This is a genomic window from Agrobacterium sp. GW821-FHT14E08 (assembly GCF_058803865.1).
Genome location: NZ_JBXAPJ010000001.1, coordinates 978,654 through 997,169 on the forward strand (window position 1 = coordinate 978,654; position 18,516 = coordinate 997,169).

Consider the following 18,516-nt stretch of genomic DNA (forward strand, 5'->3'; position numbering starts at 1 on the left):
CGCCTTGCGCGCGGGGCGCGGGTCGCGCCGAAGGAATGCCGCTAGAGCGGCTTCATGAAGTGTGTTTCGACAGCGCTGTAGCCGCGCCGCTCGTAGAGGCGGGAGACGTCATTTGTGGTGAGAGACGCCATACCGACAGAGACGCAGCCGACCGATCGTGCCCACACCTCATAGGCATCGAGCATCTTAATCGCGCCACGTCCGCGGGCCTCTGGCGTCACAAACCAGACCGTTTCCTTGGCGATGCGACCAGCGCCGAACGGGTGATCAAAAGCGACCGCCATCAGAACGCCTTGCGCTGGCTTACCGGCCACGATCACGCAGGCCTTTTCGGACGCTAGGTGCTGCTGAAACAGCTGGTCTGCGTAAGCCGCCTGAAACGGGAATGTGAAGCCAGCGGCCTCATGGCTGTCGCGCAACAACGCGACCACGCGGTCGCGGTCTTCGGCAGTAGCAAATCGAACATCCATCAGAAGATCCCAAGAAATTTCTTGCGCTTCGGCTGCGTCGCGACCTTGCCCTTTTCGGAACCCCAGAAGAACTCCCACTCGGACGAGGTGTCCGCATCGGTGTAGAATGCATCACCGGCCTGCCGCAGAACCTGCGTAGCATGGCTGCGCGTCGACGGATTGGAGCGCGTCATTTCCTGAGTATGGCTGGCGCAAACCATCGTCACGCTGCCCTCCTCGTTTTCGCTTGGCGTCGTGATGGTGACTGTGTCGACAAAGCCTACGAAACGGCACTCTGCCGGCGCGACCATCTGGCGGCTATCCGGATCGAACAAGCCGCGGTAGATCTCGACGCGAGCCTGTTTACAGTCGTACAGGCGGACCAACGTCTGAACGTGCTCGCTAACCTGAGACAGGCGGATGTTGACGTTCTGCACCGACAGATTGGCGACGAGCGGAATGTCATCGATCTGGACCAGTGTGCCGGATCCGTACCAGTCACGCGTGACAGGCAAGCCCGTGTCTGGATGAACGACAGCCGCAGACACATTGCCGACGTCCGACCACATGCCATCGGTGACCGGCGCGCCAGTTGCCCGGTCTCGCGCGACAAACCAGAGGAAGTCGCGAGCCACCAGCTGCCGCGCTTCAAGCGCAGCAAGGTTTTCTGCTGAGATGTTTCTCATTGATTTCCCGTTGGGATCTGACACCAAAAAGCCACCTGAGGTGGCCTAGACACAGACTTAAAGTTGAGCATTAATCCCGCCGTCACTGGGGGATTTCATGAAGTACTTTTTTCTAGCCATTGCGGCTTTGACGCTCACCGCATGCCAGACCCAAACGCCTACGGAATGGAAAGCGCAGAGGGCCATTGAAGACGGCGCCGATCGCTACTGCCGCACCACGAAAGGGAAGGAGCAGTTTGCTACGTGTTACGAGCGAGAAGTTCGCGGCCGTAAAAAATTCTATGACGGCATCATGGCTCGTTACGCACATGTGCAACCGCGTTGAGATTTTGCTCCGGAGATTTCATGAAGTACTTAATTGTCGCGCTATCGGCCGCGTGCCTCACTGCTTGCCAACAAGGTCCCATCGTAAAGTCAGAGCCGTTCGACTGGAAAAAAGCGGTCAACAGGAATGCCGAGCGCGCTTGCAGTGAGAAGAAGGGCACCGAGCTGTACGCGAAGTGCTTTGATCGTGAAGTTGCCGAGGGCACGCGTGAATCGAAAATGATCGCGGCGCATTTCGGGGTGAAAATTCAATGACTACCTGGTCTCAATCGCCTGAAACGTGACCGTGCCGCGACCCGTTGCCATGTCGGCAGTCGTCGAGATTGAACCAGGCACGATTGCCATGATGCAGGAAGGCGTGACCAGCGCAGCGGCGACAGGCGCCGCCACCCCCGGCCACAGATGCGGACGAACCTCAAACTGCGTCGTCACGCCACCTGCGCTTGCCGTCATAGGCTCCATAACCATGTGCAAGTCTTTGTCGCCGATCTGGATGTAATCGCCGATCGAGACCTGGTAGCCAACCGGCAGACCTGAGAGCGAGATAGCCTTGCGGTTTGATGCGATGGTTGCCACCTGCCCCACACCGGCAAAAGCGCCACCGGTTGGCCAGCTACCGTTTGGATACGCCACCGGGAAGCAGCGCGACTTCGGGAATGCGCGGAAGGTCTTGAGCCCGTTTTCCAAGCTGGTGAGCCGCGCACGCCAGTAGTCCAGTTCGTTCGGCTTCATCGAGCGAGATTGTGCCGTCATCTGCCAAAGCGGCGATCCCATGTCCTTGACGACCGTTCTACCGCCAGCTGTGCGCGACTGTTCTTGCCGCCAAAGCAGATTGAACTCGGTCGACCAGCCTGGGAACTCGTCGAAAAACGAAGCTGGGAGCGGGTATGTGATTGTCATTGTGGATTCCGCCGTTAAGTGACAGCAAAGGAACAAAGCTCGCAACCACGCATTTCCCCCGGGAGCAATCAAGCACCGGAGGAAGCCATGAAAACGCTTGCGGAAATTTTTGAGCACACGTTGCAGGACGTCTACTACGCCGAGAATGCGATCACGAAGGCATTGCCCAAGGTCGCCAAGGCAGCCAAAAGCGCCGAGCTGAAGAAGGCCGCCGAAGATCACCTCGCGGAGACGAAAGATCAAATCAAGAAGCTCGATCAGGTCTTCAAATCCATCGGAAAGAAGGCGTCAGGCGAAAAGTGCGATGCGATTGAAGGCTTAATCAAAGAAGCCGACGGTCTTATGGAAGAGGCCGAGGGAACCGCGCTCGACGCTGGACTTCTCGCTGCGTGCCAGGCAGTAGAGCACTACGAGATCGCCCGTTACGGCTCGCTTCGCGAATGGGCAAAGGATCTCGGCCATGATGAAGCGCACAAAATCCTGAGCGAAATCCTCGATCAGGAAAAGGCGACGAACAACAAGCTGACCAACCTCGCGGTCACGTCAATCAACAAGAGGTCGGCTGCAAAGAAAGCCGCCTAAAGTCGGTTGCCAAGGCCTCCCGATTAGGGAGGCCTTTTTTTTGCGCGGTTGATCGGCCGATACAGCGCACGACTTTGGTGTCGGCAACGCCTTTCCGCTCGACTCCCGATTGCATCCATGCTCCTTTTCTAGCGCCAAGCCAGAAGGGGGATTTTATGTTTGCAGACATCTCATTATTGCGCCGTGAAGGAACTTCTACGGAAGAGTTTATGCGCCATCCTTGCGTCCAGGTGATGGTCTTCCCGAGGTCGAACGGTTCGGAACGATCCGAAGGTGAGTTGGTATGGGCGGCAGTGGATACCGGGGCGGATCACATTTACATAGATCCTGAACTTGCTGGTCGCCTCAATCTACCAGTTGTCGGATTAACCCATGTTAATGGGGCAGCCGGGCAACCGATTTACGAGGGGAGCCTCGCAATTGTCGGCATCAATGACCTGACAGACGTCCGATTTGTTCATAGAGAATGCCGTCCTTTAGGATTACCTTTCGATGTAGTCTTGGGACGGATTCTACTGAACCATCTGGCCTTAGAATACTCACCATCTCAACAGGTTGCCCGTCTTCGAAGGGTCGATCCACCTCAATGTTAGAACTCCCAACGCTGAGCGGGCTTGTGTAACAGCAGCCGGTAATATCGACGTTGCCGAGCACACCAGACAGCGCAGAAAGAGAATTCACCTTCACCTCGTTGAGGTACAACACTCCGTCCTGAATTATGAACGGAGCCTTTGCTGCCTGCGCGGACTTCGCAGCATAGGGGATGAATGGTGCAGCAAGCAGGGCCGCGAAGAAGCTTCGACGTTTCATATCCATCTCCTAAAACAGTTGAAGCGGCCGAAGCCGCCCTACCCCAACTTCACGTTTCGTTTTTGAGCCGATCGCACAGCCGCCTCGACGCGGCCCTGCATTTCGGCGCCCTGCTTTGCGACTACCCTCTCAAGTCGGGCCACAGCCTCAGCATCAGCCCCGCGCGCGTCAATGACAGGCGCGTAGTTGACCTTTACGGCATTGTCGTTTGCCGGGCGCAGCGACGGGATTGACGGAACCGAGATCCCGACCGGGCCGCCGTTGGCGTAGCCTTTGCGGAGCGCTTCAACTGCCCCTACTCCACCGGCCCGCGCCACATCGGCTTGCGACCACACAACCTCGCCTTTGTGCACGATGCCGGCAGGCTGGTATTTGCCGCCCGGACCAGTGAAGCCACCTTCTGAGAAAAGGCCGCCTGACAGGCCGGCGTACCGAGATGCCCCACCGCCGAAAAGACCAAGCAGTCCGCCTAGGAGCCCCCCACTGCCGCCAGCTGCACTGTTTACCTTGAACAAGCTGGCGAGCACGTCGTCGAGTAGTGCGTCGCCGATCCGACTGAGCGCGCCAGCAAATGCATCCGCAGCACTCTCGCCATGGATCAAATCGTCGATGAAGCCGCGCGTTGCGTCTCTCGCGACGTTGTTCCACTCGTTCAGCTTCTGCTGTTCCTCTTGCGCTTTTCTAAGCGCCTCGGATTGCCGAGCATATGCAGCAGACTCCTGCTCGATTGCAGCAATCTTGTCGGGCGAAAGCGTGATGCTTTCCAAGTCTTTTTCGCCCTTCTTGCGCGCCTCTTCGCGAAGGTCAGCGAGTGCCTTTTGCTCTAGGTCAAGGGCCGTACGGCGCTTGACTTGAGCCTCATTGGACAAGCCAATAAGGTTCATTTCTTGGCGCAACGCTTCGGTTCGATCGCGAACTGCCTGAAGGTCTTCTGCGAAGCGGTCGGATGCGGTCTTTTGCGGAGTTCTCGCCCGCTTCGGTGTGCCGAAACCCCTGTTTTTGTCTGTGTCCAGATCGGACGGGCGTCGATCTGGTGTCGGGCCGAACTCTGGCGTCATAAAACCAGGATTCTGAATGTTCTCCGCCCAAGGGTCGGCGTTGGTCTCAAGCTTCCCGCTGTTGGGATTGTAGCTGCGCCAGGTTGTGATGTCAGTCATTCTTGACGTGGCATCATTGACCTTTTGAACGTTGCCGGCAGCCACGAGTGCAGCAGCAGCCAGATCATTGAACTTGTCGGCGAAGTCAGACGCAGCTTGCAGACCCGTCCCGTTAATAGCAGCCACTAGCGCGTCTTGTACGCGCTTAACTTCTTCGGTCTGTACCTTTCCTTCTTCGGCAGACCCTGCAAACTTATCGAACGCGACCTGAAGGTTGGTTATCGTGTCTGTCTTTTCACCTGCCAGCCTAAGTAGGTCGAGCAGATCCGCGAATGAAACGACTGCCTTATCAACTTCCGCCCTCACACCCTCCAGTGTCTTCGCGTTGATGATCTCGGCACCTTCTTTCAGGTCAACAACATTTTGCGCTCGCTTCAGCTCGTCAGCGTACTCCCGAAGGGCCGGGATCGCATCGCCCCAGCGTTCGGCGACAGACGAAATGAGCGCCGCTTGTTCCTTCAGCACTTCCGCGGACTTATCGCCCTCAGTCATCACATTGTAGAAGTACTGAAGGGCCGCCGTTCCGGCAGCAATAGTGCCGATCGTTACTAGCGAAAGGGGAGAAATCAGTTGCCCGAAAGCGGCGGCCAGCCCCTTGCCAACGCCCTGCCCGCTATCTTTAATCTGCTGCAGAACCGCTGAAAGCTGCGTGCCCTGCTGCAAAGCAATCTGGATGGGTGACATGCCCATAGCTGCAGTGACGCCGATGTCCTGAAATTGCGCAGCGATATTAGCGGTATTCCAGCTTCCAGCACCGACCGCGCTTGTGGACCCCGCTTTAAGAGCCGCGTTGCGACCCCTAATGGCCGCGGTCGACGCAAGTGCCGCCTGTCGCTCTCTCTGAATCGCAGACGCCATCTCGTTGGCAGAAATTGCGCCGGCGGCATGGGCCTGCCGAATTTCGGCGACCGCGTTCTTATAATTCGAAATTGTTGCGAACAACGGGCTGTATTTGGCGCGGAGGCGATCAAGCTCTTTCTGCTGATCAGCGAGAACCCCGTTCCATTCTTTTGCTGCCGTCGTCCCGATGCCCACCATGCTGTTGATGCGATCCTGCATCGAGGTGGTGAGCGAGTTGTTGATCGACTTACCGGTAGCCGCAAAACGTTTCTCAATGCCGTTAGATGCCGCGCCTACGTCCGACACCAGCCGATTCAGCGCACGCTTTACGGTTGCAAGGTCGGTGCTGATTGAGATAATCAGATCATCACTGTTGTTGCCGGCCAAGTCGGTGTCCTAACGTGAAAAAGCCCGCCAATGGCGAGCCGAGAAGGATGGATATAGTGAAATATTTGCATTCTGGAGTTGCGACGGCGGCACTGCTCTTTGCATCACAAAACAGCGTCATCGGCCAAGTTCGGACACCACCCAGCATCCCCGCCGCGGGGGACACTGAGATGGTCAAGGTGGAGCGCTGCAAGGAGAGCCTGAGCCCGCTTTATGCCTGGCAACTGGGCGACGCAAAGCGCCTGCGCGATTGGTGCCGTGAGAACGGCTACATCACGTACAAACAGCAGCTTGCTGCTGAACGTTGATCAACCACCGTACTTCTTGATCAATTCATCCATTTCTTCGTCAGACGGCGGCGCCACGGACTTTTTGGCTCCGTTCGCTTCGGCCTTCCCTTTCACCGCAAGGGTGAACTCGGTCAAGCTAGACGCCCAGAATATTCCTGGGGTCCAGCCGAGGCCGCCGAATGCGATCTTTTGCCAATCGCGCCACGGGAAAGGTTCTTCTACGCCGCCTTTTGAGCGGCTTCCCCGTTTCCCTCGTCTTCCTCATCAAAATGATGGGACAATGCCTCAGAGATCGCCTTGGCTACGGCGCCGAAGTGCTTGAGCTTCAGCGCGCCAATTGCCGCGACTTTGTCGCCACGCACGGTAAGAAGGTCAAGTGCGGCCACAGTAGCGGCCGGCTCGACGCCGGAAAGGCGAAGAAATAAATCAGACATGCTCTTGCACGACAGGCGAGTAGACACGGCAGCAAGTCCACCCATCTCCGCGACGATGACCAGCGGTTCCTTGCCGACCCACAGGCCGACCTCCCCACGAGCTCCATTCACTTCAAGCGGGAACGGCTTTTCAGCATCAGCCAAATTACACCTCCGCAACGAACGTCAGAACGCCGGCAGCAACGAACGTGGCCGTGAATTCCATGTTACCCTCCATCTCGCCGCTGAACTCGAATTCAGAAACGAACCAAGGGCCGGTGTAAGTACCTAGGCCAGGCACGATTACCTTGGCATTGAACTTGGTCGCATCGTTGACGTGAGTCATGAACGCTGTGTTAGAAGCGCTCTTAACGAACTTGCCGGAACCAGAGAATGTGCGGTTCTTGATGCCCGGCTCTGCTGTTTTCTGCGGCGTATTCTCTGGATTGACGCAGTCCGTGATGGTCGTGTCGACCTCATTGGCGGACATATTGAAACTGCGGGTCGTGAGACCGCACAGGTTCGAAAAGACTTCAGGAGTTTCGCCGTCACCAATCTGGATAAGCAGCGTACGACCAATCTGTTGACCGTCGGCCATTTGTAAACCTCAAAAAGTAGGGGTTGGTGGCCAATCAGGCCGGTGTCTCGACGCGAGCGACAAACTCGACGACACCGTGGGTCGTGACTTCGTCCGGGTCTTTGAAATGACGGGTGTCTTGCCGCGTGATCGATATCAATCGATGTGAGGGCAGCGCTAAGGGCGCTTCATCCAGAGCCTCTATAACCTCGTGAATGATTTCCTTCAGCTCCTTGAAGCCTCCGGAGTACTGCGACCAAACGTGGATCGTCACGTAGATGAGGTTCGACTTTAAGCAGCCGACATCATCCCTTATGACCTGGCTCTCGCCGTATTCGACGTAAGGAAACGCCGCATTGGTCGGAGGGCGGTCGTAAATACGCTGTGCGACAATAGCCGTCAGCGCGGGGCGCGCCTTCAGTCTCGCAACGATGGCGCCCTGTAATTCTAGATCTGGGTTAGCCATTACTTTTTCATGGCCTCCCTTACGCCACGCCAGACGGCGTCGTTGATGCGCTTCTTCGCTTTTGCTCTAAATGCTCGCCACGTCGGGAAAATATGCGGTTGCGCCCGCGTGCCAGGGTGCATTTTTGCGCCGGCCGCTTGCTTCTTGCCGGCAACCGTACCGCCACCCTTCGCAACGTTATGCGGCCGTGTGCCGAATTCCAGAAAGTGCCAAATCCACGCAGCGAAAACGCCAGTCGCATCCGGATCCTTGCTGGCCGATGCGCCGACAAGCGCTTTCGCAGTCGGTCTGTCGGAAATCTTGGCGCCCTGTATTGAGGCAGCGTAGTCGCCAGCCGTTGCGCTGTTACTTATCGGCGCTCGGTCGGAGATTTTATCGGCGGCTTCGGTAGCGATCTGTAGCTTCGCTTCGGCGGCGTACTTGTTGGCGAGCGGAGCGATCTGATTGAGCTTTTTCGTCAGCGCTTCGCGGCCCAGAACCTTCGCCTTGATCACCCCGCCTCCCCCTGCACCACAAGCAGCTCGATCCACTGATTGCGTTCGTCGATGTTGACCGCAGTCTTGATTGCGTAGACCACGCCAGACCGCTTATTCCGCGCCTGCCACGCGGACGTGATAGTGCGCGTGCGTTCGTTGCTGCGGACGGTCATGGTGTAGGGCTGCAAGCCCTGAAGGCGGCTTGCAATCACAGGCTCGCTGCCGACGCGCGGCTCAAGACGTGCTGGCTCTACGAATTGCTCCGCGAATCCGACCACTACGCCACCATACCCATCATCGCCCTCATCCTCGGCCTCAAAGCCGATGCGCTCACTCAGCGAGCCTGCGCCCGCCCTCTTGCGTTTTGGCATTGGGTCGATCCCTGGTGAGTTCAGCAGCCTTGGCCGCTATTGCAGCCTCGGCGCACTTGCGCGTGACGTTGTAGAGGCCGACCGGATAGGCGATGGTGAAGCCTGGCTGGCGCCAGTCGAACGGTTCATGGAAGCGGAGCCACATAGTCATCCTGCACTGTTCGCCAGATACGCCACGGCGCCAAAAGCATCCTTACGGCACGCGGAAGGACTGCGTCACCCACTGCCTTCGGGTCAGGCTCGCGCACCTCGTAGAGATCTCCGGTCACAAGAAGGATCGCCGACACGATAGCAGGCGTTGCTGCAATGCCGTCGGCAGCCGTGGGCGTTTCGCCTACGGCTACAACTTCACGATCAAGATGCTGCGCCACGATGCTTTCAGCGGCGTCGCGATAGAGGCCGATCTCCGTATCTTCATCTTCATGAAAGACACGGAGATGCTTTTTGACGGTTTCGAGATCGACGATGGCCATATCAGGCCGCCACTACTGCGGCCGTAGGCGCGCTTGTGACAGGCACACTGCCCTTGTCATTCGTTGCCGTGACGCGGACCGTGATGGCCTTTCCAACGTCGCCAGCAACGGGAACATAGGTGGCAGCAGTAGCGCCAGAAATCGCGACGCCAGCAGCAAACCACTGCCGCGCATAAGTTGGGGAACCAGACCATGTGCCGGTTGTTGCCGTAAGCGTCTGGCCAACCTGTGCGGTGCCCGTGATGGCTGGTGCGACAGAATTCACCGGTGAGCCGATACCGTTGACGATACCGGCGCCGATATAGGACGCGACCCTTTGCTTACGAGCCTTCGTTGTCAGCATCGGGTTTGTCCTTTTTGTTGCGCTTCGACGGCTTGGCGTCAGGCGCCGGCTCACCATCGGTAGCTGGAGCGTCCGTAGAAAGCGTTTCCGTCACCTGTTCTGGCGGCTCGCTTGCGGTATCTGCTGGCGCATCGCCGTTTGTGGGCTCGACTGCCACGGCAGCGTCGCCATCGGCGCTATTGTCGCGGGCTTCCTCTGCGTCGTCATCTTCAACGGTGGCTTCAACCTTGGCCTCACTGACAATGTCGACTAGGCCGAGGGCTTTAAGCGCATTCGCCTCACCTCTTTCAACCGGGAAAGGCTCGCTATCTGCAGTCTTCAGGCCGGAGCCGTTGTCAAACGTCTTTAGCGGCTTCACTTTGATGTAGTCGGTCATATTCGCCTCCTAGCGAAAGTGGGGTGCCTTCTGGCACCCCAGATGAATTAGGCAGGCGAAACGGCACCGGTTACGAATGCCTCAGGACGGTAGACCGCCAAGGCAAGACGCTCTTCGGCGCGGATCGTGAACATGTTCTTCTCGAAGTCGTCGACGTTCTCGCTGGACAGCAGCACTTCGATTTCCATGCGGTCGAAGATCTGCGCAGCGTAGGAGAACGCGCCGGTAAGGAACTGGCCAGAAGCCATCGCCTGCGTCGAGACAACAGGCAAGTTCCAGAGCGTGGGCGTGAGCGAACCCTGTGGATTGCCGATGATGTAGTTGCCGCCGGCATCCTTCGTCAGTTCGATTTTCGCCCAGTCGATCGGGTTCAGAACGAACGCGGTGGCCGGATACTCCGCGAGAACGACCTGCAGGACTGCGAGGCGAAGACGGTCAATGCCGGTCGCCGCCGACGGAACGAATGCCGGAGCAAACGCCGACGCCTGCGGAACCAGACCGGCGATATTCTGGCCCGTGCCAGAGCCGTTCAAAAGCTGATTTTCTTCGACGAAACGGAGACCGTAACGAGCACGGCCGTCGATGTAGGAGCGAAGCGCTGGCGCGTCGTCCAGGATCTGACGAGAGGCCTTGAACAGGTGCGCAATCGTCCGAACCGGCGCAGACGTCATGTCGAACGTAATGTCGGAATACGGCTTTGCAGTCGTTTCCGCCACCGGTGCGGCATTGTTCGTATAGCCGGTTTCCTTCACGTACTCGACGTTGTTCGAAGAGGTCTGGCCAGGCAGCAGCAGGTCGCGGATGGTCATCTGTCGCTCAGGAAGACCGAAGATGCCGGGAACACGGGCGCCCGGTACAAGTGACGTGCCTGGTGAACGACCAGTACCGACGGTGGTGTTGGCGGTCGTAATTGCAGCGCGGTCAGCCGAAACCTTGATGGACGCACGGCTGGAGCCAGTCAGATTTCCGGCCTTGTAGGCGTCGGAATCGATAACCAGCTGGCCGAGCGACTTCTGCTCTTCCTCGCCAGTTTCCTTTTCGCGAGCGGCGCGCTTTTCGAGATCGCCGAGGCGAGTGGTGACATCGCCGAGTTCGGCAAGCGCCTTGTCGGTTTTTTCAGTGAGATCGGCAGAGACCTTTTCACCAGCGGCGGTCTTGCGAGTGAATTCTGTCGCCAGTTCAGTCACATTCTCCTTGATGGAGGCGAGCGACTTCGTCAGGTCGGCGAGACCTGTTGCCATTTCATCGGACATAAGGATTCCTAAAGCTTGATTTTGAAGGATTGCGCTTCGGCCAAGGCCTTTCTCAGCGCTGCCAAAGCAACAGCATCCGTCTCGATGTCAGGAGCCCCCTGACCATCCTTGAGGTAGAGCCGAGCGGCCCGCTCTGCCTCAGAGCCCGACAACCCCATCAGTCCCCTGATGCCGTTTTCGAACTCGCGTTTTGTGATTTGCTCGCCGGCGGACATCTTTGCGACCAGCGTCTGTGCGGCCTCAGCCTTCGCAGCGTTTGCAGCCTTGATGCGCTTTACCGGCGCAGGTTCCGTGTCCGCGCCGTAGCGGGCCAAGGTCTCGTCAAGTGTGGCAACACGGTCGACCATTCCTCGGTCCATGAGGGCTTCTGCGTAAAACACGCGCCCCTGACCGTAGCCGTCCTCAACCTTGCTGACCGTCACACCGCGCCCTTCAGCAACGGCTGCAACAAACCGATTGTACGAGCGGTTCACACCGTCCTGCACATGCGCCAGCGCTTCCTTGCCGAGCGGTTCGGTCTCGTTGCCTTCGATTTTGTGCTTGCCTGCAGAAATGTAGGTGCGTTTGATGCCGCGCTGCTCAAGGGCCGCCGACAGGTCATCGTGTGCAGTGTAAACGCCGATCGACCCAGCACGTCCGGATGGCGTCACGACGATTTCGTCAGCTGACGCGGCGATCCAGTAAGCCGCGCTTGCCGCAAGGCTATTGACCTGCGCGATGATTGGCTTTTCGCCACCACGAAGCTTACGGATCTCGGTGGCTAGTTCGTCGGTGCCTGGAACCGTGCCGCCGGGGCTATCGATATCGAGAACAACAGCCTTGATGTCGGCGTTCGAAAGCGCCTTGTGCAGCGCTTTCTTGATGCCGGCATAGGAAGTGCCGCCGCTCATCGCGGAAAACAGGTCCATCTTGTCAGCCAAGACCCCGTAAACCGGGATAATGGCCACGCTGCCGGTCGATTCCGCGATTTCCTTCGCTCGGGCCTCGTCGATTGAGGCAGCGAACTCGGACGAAAACAGCTTCTCACCTTCGGCCCGCGCCACCAAAACATCAGCCAAAACGCCCAGTTTTTCGCGCTGAATAGCCCAAGGTTCGGCCAGAAAGGCCGAAATCAGGTGTTCAAACTTCATGATTTTTCCTTATGCAGCGCGTGCTGCTGGCGTTGGCGCCGGTGTTTCGGTCTTGCCGAGCGTATCGAGGCGCGTCATCGTGCCGTTCACGATGGCCTTATTGCCGCCGTCCACTGGCGCCTTGTCTTCGTAAGAGCGAGCCTCATCGACGAGGTAGATACCGTTCGTGACCATCTTCGACAGGAATTCTGCCCGCGCCGTGCTGTCGCCGCGCAAGAGTTCTTCCATGTTGAATTTCACCTTCGTGGTCTTCCTGGTCTTTGCGTCCAGCAAGTCACGATAAATTGCCGCTTCGATGCGCTTGAGCATCGGCCGCATGCAGGTTTTGGTGAATTGGAGGATCAGCTGCTCGATGCCGCTGCCCCAAGTCGTGGTGCCGTTTGCCGCGTGACCAATCATCACGGGAGGAACGCCGAAAATGCGGCAGATCTGCTCGACGCTGTACTGCCTCGCCTCAAGGAATTGAGCATCCTTTGGGTTGATCGACATCGGGTACGGCTTGAAGCCAGCCTCCAATACCGTCACCCCACCAGCCTTCTCGGCACCGGCGAATTGCGTCAGCGTGTCGGATATCTGCTTGCGCTGCTCAGGCTTCAGGATCTGATCCGAGCTAACGATAAGCGAAGAAAGCAGGCCGTTCTTGAACATGCGGCCGGCGACCTTCTCGCCCGCCAATGCACTCCCGACCGTATTGCGCACCACGCCGATCGGCGACATGCCTCGATCACAGCCCGGCAGCCGGACGCCGCGGACGTGAAACATCTTACCTTCTGGCACTCGGCGCTTTTTGCCGTCTTCCGTCACCTCGTAGTAGCGCGTGTTCCGCCCATCTTTGGAGCGACACACGTCCACGCTCAAAGGGTGAAGTGGATTAAGTGCAACGAGGCGCTCGCCGTTCATCTTCTTTTCGGCGAAGAAATTGCCGTCGAGCAGCAGGCACATCGCCGCCATCGACCAGAACTCTGGCGCAGTGTCGTCCATGTTCGGCATGTCGTGCAGAAGCTCGTATAGCGGAGCGTTCTTATCGACCGTGACGCCGTCCTCGCCATAGACGATGCAAGGAAGGGTGCCGGCCGCGTTCTGCACGAGGTTGACGCATGCCCAAACCGCATCAAGCGACAGGGCACTCTCAATCGTGACTGTCTCCCCAGACGTGGTGCCGAGGCCAAAGAAGCCTCGCCAGAACTCGCCGTCGGTGAGCTTGATAGGCCTTCCGACCCATCTCTCAAAAAAGCCCATCAGGCCTCACCACTAGGTTGCCCGTCACCAGGTGACAGAGATGATATTGTTGACAAAGTCGTCCAGGTTGCCGCTATCGCCGCCCTCGTAGGTTCCGGCCATCGCCGTTGCCATTGCCAAGGCGACCGCGCCGTCGATGCGGCGTTCGCGATTGTGTTTGACGAGCTTTCGATTGCCGGCAGGATCCGCTTTGACGGTGGCATTCATCAAGCACATCGTCAGCACTGGATGGTCGCCGTGGGCAAGGTTGCCGTTGATGATGATGCTTTCGAGCTCGCGGAGAGCCGGCGACATCGACTGGAAGCCCTGCCCGAAAGGCTGGAAGACAGCGTCGTCTCCTTCAAGCTGATCGTCAGTAAAGCCAGCCTTCTGCAGCCATGGCTTCAGGTGCCTGAAATTCCAGCGGTCGAACGCGATCTTGCGGATATCCATCTCTTCGAACCGGTCGCGCAGGTAATGCGCGACGAACTCGTAGTCGACTGTTCTGCCTGGGGCGGCTTCGAGATGAGCCTGATCGTGCCAAACGTCGTAAGGCACGCGGTCGGCCTTAGCTTTCGCGCGTATGCCTTCGCCGGGCAGCCAGAACGTCGGCTTCACGTGCCAGATGGTTTTGCCTTCCTGCTCTTTCGGCGCCATGAGCACCAGAGCAGTCAAGTCGCTCACCTCAGAAAGGTCGAGCCCACCAAAGACAGGGAGACCATCAAAGTCCACAACTCGAGCGTTGCACGCTCGCCAAATAGCCGGCGACACAAACGGAGCATTGGCATCGATCCTTTGGTTGAGATGGAGCCAGCGAAAGCTGGCCTCCTCAGTCGGCATACGTGCCGCGCGCTCAGCATCGTCGCGAACCGATGAAACGGACTTGAACTTGCCAAGCGCAGGGTTTGCCGCCTTCCACGCTTCCTCGTCGAGGACGTCGCAATCAGCCAGAGCCGTGTAGAGGTGCGAAACCGTTCGTGGTGCTTTTGATGTCTCGGCATCGTCCAGCCATCGCGAAAAAAGGTCGCCATCAGTCGCTGCCTGCGTCGAGATAGCGAAGATCATCGCCTTGTCGCCGTAGGCGCCTTGCGATGTCACTATCGCTTCGACGAAGTCGTCGTGCGGGCCTTTGATCTGGCCGACCTCATCGAGGATGGCGACCAGTGGCGAACCACCGTGCGCGCTCTTAGCTTCCGCAGAACTGGCCCGGTAAACGACGTTCTTGCGCAGGCCCACAATCATCTTGCCGGATGGGATGATGCGATACAGCCCTTTCAGGCGCGGCGACATCATCAGCATCTTGCTGGCGTAGTTGAAGACTTCCGCAGCCTGGTCGCGAGAACGCGCGCCCGACATGATGCGGCTGTTCGGAAATGCCTCGGGTCCAATAACGTGGCCGAGCAAGAGGCAGGCGATGGTGGCCGTCTTGGAGTTCTTACGTGCGATCGACAAATACGCTCGCGACGTGCCGTTTGGGTTATCGTAGACCGACAGGATGAAGGCCACCTGGAAGTCCAGCAGCCTGATCGGCTGCCCGACCAGCGCGCCCTCTGGCACAACCAGATATTCTTCCACGAAGCGGCACATTTTCTCGCCGCGCGTCAGCTCCGACGTCGGTAGTCCGCGCCAATCGCGCAGAACCGGGATCGGGCCGCACTTGATGGCGCCGACCACGGCCTCAGAAAGCATTCACAACCTCAATCAGGCTAGGAGTTCGTCGTCCACGCTAGCGCCAGCCTCAATCTCCTTGGCATGGTCGCGCCGCTTGGCTGCGTCCCTCGCCTCTCCCTGTACGGCCCGCGCATGCAGCGCCAGCGATCGGCGAAACGAAAGGATGGAGGAAGCGTGCATCTGGACGATTGCCTTGCGCGGGTTCGCCAGAGGCGTGCCTTTCTCGCTGTATGCGACCGATCCCTCGCTGCGGAGCAGGTCTTGCTCCCTCACAAGGTCAGCCATCGTGCGGGCGAGCATCGCGGCAATCTCAAGCTGGTGCGCCGACCAGTCGGCGCGTGCATATTCGGCAATGACGTTCTTGAAAAATGGAACGTCGCCGTCGTCGAGCGGCACGTTCTCGGGAAACTGGATCTCCTCAGAAGCCGCCGAGGCAATCCTTATGGCTTCATCAACGCTGTCGACGCGGCTTTTCTTCTCAGACATACGGAATCCCCTCGCGCACGCGCGCTTGCGCACGCGCTAGGCAAAAATCTGTGTTTGCATTTGAATTGCGTTACCCCGGCGCTCCTAAGCCGGAGGTCGGTAGACTCTCGATGCACCCCCTACCCACCTACTTCGACAGGGTAACCATCAATACCGACGATGACCGCCTTTCGGCCGGCCTCGATGCGAGCCTTTAGTCTGTCGTGGCATTGGGTGCAGAGCGATTGGAGGTTCGTTGGATCGTGGAATAACTCAATCGATCCTTTATGGGGGACCACATGATCGCAGACCGTAGCTTCGGTAACGTCTTCAACCATTAGACAGAAGCGGCACAACGGCTCAGCCGCCAGCTGCGCGTCCCTCAAGCGCAGCCAGTGGGACGTCTTGTACAATCGCTGCCAAGTCGCGCTCTCTCTGTGTTTGCTAACCATAGGCGAAAAGACTCACCTGCTGCGGTGGCGTATTGCCCTTCTTGGCATTGCACGAGCGGCATAGGCACTGCGTATTCATGTAGCTATGCGCTCCGCCTAACGACAGCGGCATGATGTGGTCCAACTCTGGTGCGTCAGCGTCGTATGTGCCACGTTTCTCACGAGGGGTGGCGCAACCGCAATTTCTACAAGCCCAACCATCTCGCTCAAATACCGAAATTGGATCCACGTTCTCGACGAACGCATTCCGAAGTCTTGCTCGGTTCTTTCGGTGGCTGACGCGACGCGCCTTTTTCACAGAGCATTCTGACGAGCAAAACATCCTGCGTCGGTCGCCATACTCTGGCGCGAAAGACGTCCCGCATTCTGCGCAAGGTCGCTCTGATCTGTCTCGGCCATTGTCGTTCGCAGCAATGTAGCGCTCACGAGTGAACTTATCTCGACACTTTTCATCGCAATACCTCTCAGCAAGTGTAGCGGCGCGAAAGTGAGTCCCACACGAGATGCAGCAACATACCTTCACCGCAAATGACACGATCATTGAAGCGGCAAGCGACCGTAACCGTTGCGCATCAGATATGTTTGAGCCGGCGTCGAAACCGCACTTCCTTGAGCAGAACCTTGCAGCGTTCTTGCTGTCGCTCCTCCGCCTAAATGTAGCGCCGCAATGCTCACATACTCTCTCGGGAGAGAGCTCTGCTTTCCGAATTCTTTCTTTGCCAAGATCTCGATTGAGGCGCTCGTTTGCTCTGCGACAATTGGCGCAGCAGAATTTTTTAGCTTTTGGCCCTGTAACTGCAGAACCGCACATAGGGCATGCACGCTCAGCGTTATCATTGGCGGCAACCGGGCCGCCGAATAGTCCATCCATCAAGGTCTCGACTCCTTGTCGACCTCATGTTGATGCGGGTGAGCCGAAGCCCACCCGCGACACCAGCGCAAGAGGTCGAGAATTGCGCCGATCTTCGGAAGAAAAAACAAAAGCGGCCCGCTCAACCAGCAAAGGGAACGGGCCGCACGATCACCATGCAAGCGGAGGAGAACGCGCATGGGATTAGGAAGCAGGCGACCGCTGAGCCGCTTATAGATGTTCGGATCGTAATACCGCTGCTGACCCAGAACAGCACCGAACATCATCGCCTGATTGGTTGCGGAGGTGAGATTTGAACTCACGGCCTTCAGGTTATGAGCCTGACGAGCTACCGGGCTGCTCTACTCCACGATAAAGGATCCCGACCAGCAACCACGCGTCCGTGGTGCACGCCTGTCAATTCAGGGCCAAGCTTGCAAGCAGAGGATTGGGTCGGCCATTTGGATAGTTACCCGCTGCGTTCAGCGGCTGCACCGAATGCAGCATGACGGCGGGGCGGTCGTGACCGCAAAGGGGCGAAAGTATCTTTCGATACCCTCTCACCCCTCGGGGATTTGAATGCGCGTGGCATACGGTACTATGCTGCGCGGTTGCGAAAGCGACTAAGCGCCAGTTCGGCCAACCGCGTTTCACGCCTATCAATCTCCTGCCACTTAATGCTGATGAACCCGATGGCGGTGCCGACTACCGCCCTGCCGGCGACCGACGGCTGTGTTCGCTCACCAGCCTTCCGACCGATCTCGGTATATGTTTGGCCTCCCAGCACAGCGTCCTCAAAAGGTTCAACAAGCGGGCCAAGGGATGACCGGAGTTCGGCCAGTATCGGTTTGGCATCGATGTGCTCGTTCAAGATTTCATCGGTGATCTTCACATGCAGGCTTTCCGTCTTGATCACGCTGCCTGAAGCCACGTTGTCGTTGGCCGCAACCACAGTCCTCCGTGGCGGTATCGAATGCGATCCCTTGCTCTTCTTGACCTTCGTAGAGATTTTGATTTCGCCACTCGGTATTTCCTTCCAGTCGGACGCTGCCGCTCGGTCAATGTCCGCTTCTGGTGTGAGGCGTTTAGTTTCCCTGACCACCTCGCCGCCGTCGGCCTTGCTGTAGTCCAACCCTTTCAACGGCTCAGCCTCACACAGCGCCACAAGCCGACGATATCGAAGGACGACAGCTACAAGATCCTCACGCTCATCACGGCGAAGCGCCTCAAGCAACGGAAAGTCCTCGCCGCGGCTCTGAACACAAGAGGGATCACCAATCGACTGTCGCTTCAATATCGCCCTCCGAACCTTCGCCATTTTCCTCGCCTCATCGGCTGCCTTGGTTTTTGCCCTATGCCTATCTGCGGCACGCTCTTCTGCGCTTGGTAGAGCCCTAGATGCGTCTCTCGTCTTCGTCTCCTCGATTGGCTCCCACTTTCCATCCACCTTACGGAAGCGAGTGTTGGTCCTGTATGGATGCGGCTGGTCTCCGGTGAATGCTGCCCTGCCAGTGGCGTCGATGATCTGGTCTTCCTCGTTCATATCGTCTCCCCTGT

26 protein-coding genes, 1 tRNA gene and 2 pseudogenes are annotated in these 18,516 nt (G+C 58.0%); 5 read left to right on the top strand and 24 right to left on the bottom strand.

Translation table 11 applies throughout. The annotated features are described in order from the left end of the window. Nucleotides 1-41: 41 nt before the first annotated feature. On the bottom strand, nt 42-470 hold the full coding sequence (locus tag AC1ROR_RS04795; protein WP_498588745.1) for a GNAT family N-acetyltransferase: 429 nt from the start codon (nt 468-470) through the stop codon (nt 42-44). After that, the gene (locus tag AC1ROR_RS04800; RefSeq protein ID WP_060641798.1) at nt 470-1,135 is read right to left on the bottom strand and encodes a hypothetical protein; all 666 of its coding nucleotides are present in this window, start codon (nt 1,133-1,135) and stop codon (nt 470-472) included. Before AC1ROR_RS04800 ends, AC1ROR_RS04795 begins: the two co-directional genes overlap by 1 nt. A gap of 97 nt (nt 1,136-1,232) precedes the next feature. Here AC1ROR_RS04800 and AC1ROR_RS04805 point away from each other — a divergent pair, with 97 nt between their 5' ends. Both AC1ROR_RS04805 and AC1ROR_RS04810 read left to right on the top strand, forming a co-directional pair. Further along, nucleotides 1,233-1,460, top strand: coding sequence for a hypothetical protein (locus AC1ROR_RS04805; RefSeq protein ID WP_019567280.1), 228 nt, complete (start codon nt 1,233-1,235; stop codon nt 1,458-1,460). Nucleotides 1,461-1,480: 20 nt separating this feature from the next. Then, nucleotides 1,481-1,714: a hypothetical protein gene (locus AC1ROR_RS04810; protein ID WP_498588746.1), complete on the top strand. Its 234-nt coding sequence runs from the start codon at nt 1,481-1,483 to the stop codon at nt 1,712-1,714. Here AC1ROR_RS04810 and AC1ROR_RS04815 read toward each other — a convergent pair whose 3' ends face one another. Further along, the gene (locus tag AC1ROR_RS04815) at nt 1,715-2,359 is read right to left on the bottom strand and encodes a hypothetical protein (RefSeq protein WP_498588747.1); all 645 of its coding nucleotides are present in this window, start codon (nt 2,357-2,359) and stop codon (nt 1,715-1,717) included. It lies immediately after the preceding gene. A gap of 87 nt (nt 2,360-2,446) precedes the next feature. Between AC1ROR_RS04815 and AC1ROR_RS04820 the strand changes: the two genes are divergently transcribed. Both AC1ROR_RS04820 and AC1ROR_RS04825 read left to right on the top strand, forming a co-directional pair. Next, nucleotides 2,447-2,941 carry a YciE/YciF ferroxidase family protein gene (locus AC1ROR_RS04820; protein ID WP_498588748.1) on the top strand — a complete coding sequence of 165 codons (495 nt, stop codon included), beginning with the start codon at nt 2,447-2,449 and terminating at the stop codon, nt 2,939-2,941. Between the two features lie 233 nt (nt 2,942-3,174). Beyond that, a pseudogene (locus AC1ROR_RS04825) lies at nt 3,175-3,327 on the top strand (aspartyl protease family protein); the annotation flags it as partial. A gap of 43 nt (nt 3,328-3,370) precedes the next feature. Here the strand turns inward: AC1ROR_RS04825 and AC1ROR_RS04830 are convergent. Both AC1ROR_RS04830 and AC1ROR_RS04835 read right to left on the bottom strand, forming a co-directional pair. Next, the gene (locus AC1ROR_RS04830; RefSeq protein ID WP_498589193.1) at nt 3,371-3,751 is read right to left on the bottom strand and encodes a hypothetical protein; all 381 of its coding nucleotides are present in this window, start codon (nt 3,749-3,751) and stop codon (nt 3,371-3,373) included. A 38-nt stretch (nt 3,752-3,789) separates the two neighbouring features. Then, nucleotides 3,790-6,135 (bottom strand): phage tail length tape measure family protein, encoded by a 2,346-nt coding sequence (locus AC1ROR_RS04835; RefSeq protein WP_498588749.1) that lies wholly within the window; start codon nt 6,133-6,135, stop codon nt 3,790-3,792. 14 nt (nt 6,136-6,149) lie between these two features. On the opposite strand from AC1ROR_RS04835, the gene AC1ROR_RS04840 reads away from it, so the two are divergent. Beyond that, complete coding sequence (locus AC1ROR_RS04840) at nt 6,150-6,443, top strand: hypothetical protein (RefSeq protein ID WP_498588750.1); 294 nt, start codon at nt 6,150-6,152, stop codon at nt 6,441-6,443. Here AC1ROR_RS04840 and AC1ROR_RS04845 read toward each other — a convergent pair. The 19 genes and pseudogenes from AC1ROR_RS04845 to AC1ROR_RS04935 all read right to left on the bottom strand — a co-directional run. Next, nucleotides 6,444-6,623: pseudogene (locus tag AC1ROR_RS04845) on the bottom strand (phage tail assembly chaperone); the annotation flags it as partial. It lies immediately after the preceding gene. Nucleotides 6,624-6,643: 20 nt separating this feature from the next. Further along, the gene (locus tag AC1ROR_RS04850) at nt 6,644-7,003 is read right to left on the bottom strand and encodes a hypothetical protein (protein WP_498588751.1); all 360 of its coding nucleotides are present in this window, start codon (nt 7,001-7,003) and stop codon (nt 6,644-6,646) included. A 1-nt stretch (nt 7,004) separates the two neighbouring features. Then, nucleotides 7,005-7,436 carry a phage tail tube protein gene (locus AC1ROR_RS04855; protein ID WP_013636135.1) on the bottom strand — a complete coding sequence of 144 codons (432 nt, stop codon included), beginning with the start codon at nt 7,434-7,436 and terminating at the stop codon, nt 7,005-7,007. A gap of 34 nt (nt 7,437-7,470) precedes the next feature. After that, nucleotides 7,471-7,881 (bottom strand): DUF3168 domain-containing protein, encoded by a 411-nt coding sequence (locus AC1ROR_RS04860; RefSeq protein ID WP_498588752.1) that lies wholly within the window; start codon nt 7,879-7,881, stop codon nt 7,471-7,473. Then, a complete protein-coding gene (locus AC1ROR_RS04865) occupies nt 7,881-8,375 on the bottom strand; it encodes an HK97 gp10 family phage protein (RefSeq protein ID WP_498588753.1) in 495 nt (164 codons plus the stop codon). The genes AC1ROR_RS04860 and AC1ROR_RS04865 overlap by 1 nt, the downstream gene beginning before the upstream one ends. Continuing rightward, entirely contained in the window at nt 8,372-8,728 is a 357-nt protein-coding gene (locus tag AC1ROR_RS04870; protein ID WP_498588754.1) for a head-tail adaptor protein, read from the bottom strand. The genes AC1ROR_RS04865 and AC1ROR_RS04870 overlap by 4 nt, the downstream gene beginning before the upstream one ends. Next, nucleotides 8,688-8,879, bottom strand: a complete 192-nt coding sequence (locus tag AC1ROR_RS04875) for a hypothetical protein (RefSeq protein ID WP_498588755.1) — start codon at nt 8,877-8,879, stop codon at nt 8,688-8,690. The genes AC1ROR_RS04870 and AC1ROR_RS04875 overlap by 41 nt, the downstream gene beginning before the upstream one ends. Further along, entirely contained in the window at nt 8,854-9,201 is a 348-nt protein-coding gene (locus tag AC1ROR_RS04880; protein WP_498588756.1) for a head-tail connector protein, read from the bottom strand. Before AC1ROR_RS04880 ends, AC1ROR_RS04875 begins: the two co-directional genes overlap by 26 nt. 1 nt (nt 9,202) lies before the next feature. Then, nucleotides 9,203-9,544, bottom strand: a complete 342-nt coding sequence (locus AC1ROR_RS04885; protein ID WP_476764168.1) for a hypothetical protein — start codon at nt 9,542-9,544, stop codon at nt 9,203-9,205. Further along, on the bottom strand, nt 9,522-9,920 hold the full coding sequence (locus AC1ROR_RS04890) for a hypothetical protein (RefSeq protein WP_498588757.1): 399 nt from the start codon (nt 9,918-9,920) through the stop codon (nt 9,522-9,524). Before AC1ROR_RS04890 ends, AC1ROR_RS04885 begins: the two co-directional genes overlap by 23 nt. Before the next feature lie 47 nt (nt 9,921-9,967). Then, complete coding sequence (locus AC1ROR_RS04895) at nt 9,968-11,173, bottom strand: phage major capsid protein (RefSeq protein ID WP_498588758.1); 1,206 nt, start codon at nt 11,171-11,173, stop codon at nt 9,968-9,970. Between the two features lie 8 nt (nt 11,174-11,181). Then, the gene (locus AC1ROR_RS04900; protein WP_498588759.1) at nt 11,182-12,303 is read right to left on the bottom strand and encodes a S49 family peptidase; all 1,122 of its coding nucleotides are present in this window, start codon (nt 12,301-12,303) and stop codon (nt 11,182-11,184) included. Nucleotides 12,304-12,312: 9 nt separating this feature from the next. Continuing rightward, complete coding sequence (locus AC1ROR_RS04905; protein WP_006697516.1) at nt 12,313-13,542, bottom strand: phage portal protein; 1,230 nt, start codon at nt 13,540-13,542, stop codon at nt 12,313-12,315. Between the two features lie 24 nt (nt 13,543-13,566). Next, nucleotides 13,567-15,210: a terminase large subunit gene (locus AC1ROR_RS04910; protein ID WP_498588760.1), complete on the bottom strand. Its 1,644-nt coding sequence runs from the start codon at nt 15,208-15,210 to the stop codon at nt 13,567-13,569. A 12-nt stretch (nt 15,211-15,222) separates the two neighbouring features. Further along, a complete protein-coding gene (locus AC1ROR_RS04915; RefSeq protein ID WP_498588761.1) occupies nt 15,223-15,678 on the bottom strand; it encodes a terminase small subunit in 456 nt (151 codons plus the stop codon). Nucleotides 15,679-15,797: 119 nt separating this feature from the next. Continuing rightward, complete coding sequence (locus AC1ROR_RS04920) at nt 15,798-16,109, bottom strand: HNH endonuclease (protein ID WP_498588762.1); 312 nt, start codon at nt 16,107-16,109, stop codon at nt 15,798-15,800. Further along, nucleotides 16,102-16,980, bottom strand: coding sequence for an HNH endonuclease (locus AC1ROR_RS04925; protein WP_498588763.1), 879 nt, complete (start codon nt 16,978-16,980; stop codon nt 16,102-16,104). Before AC1ROR_RS04925 ends, AC1ROR_RS04920 begins: the two co-directional genes overlap by 8 nt. Before the next feature lie 274 nt (nt 16,981-17,254). Next, nucleotides 17,255-17,331: transfer RNA gene (locus AC1ROR_RS04930), tRNA-Met, on the bottom strand. 226 nt (nt 17,332-17,557) lie between these two features. After that, complete coding sequence (locus tag AC1ROR_RS04935) at nt 17,558-18,502, bottom strand: hypothetical protein (RefSeq protein ID WP_498588764.1); 945 nt, start codon at nt 18,500-18,502, stop codon at nt 17,558-17,560. Nucleotides 18,503-18,516 lie beyond the last annotated feature (14 nt).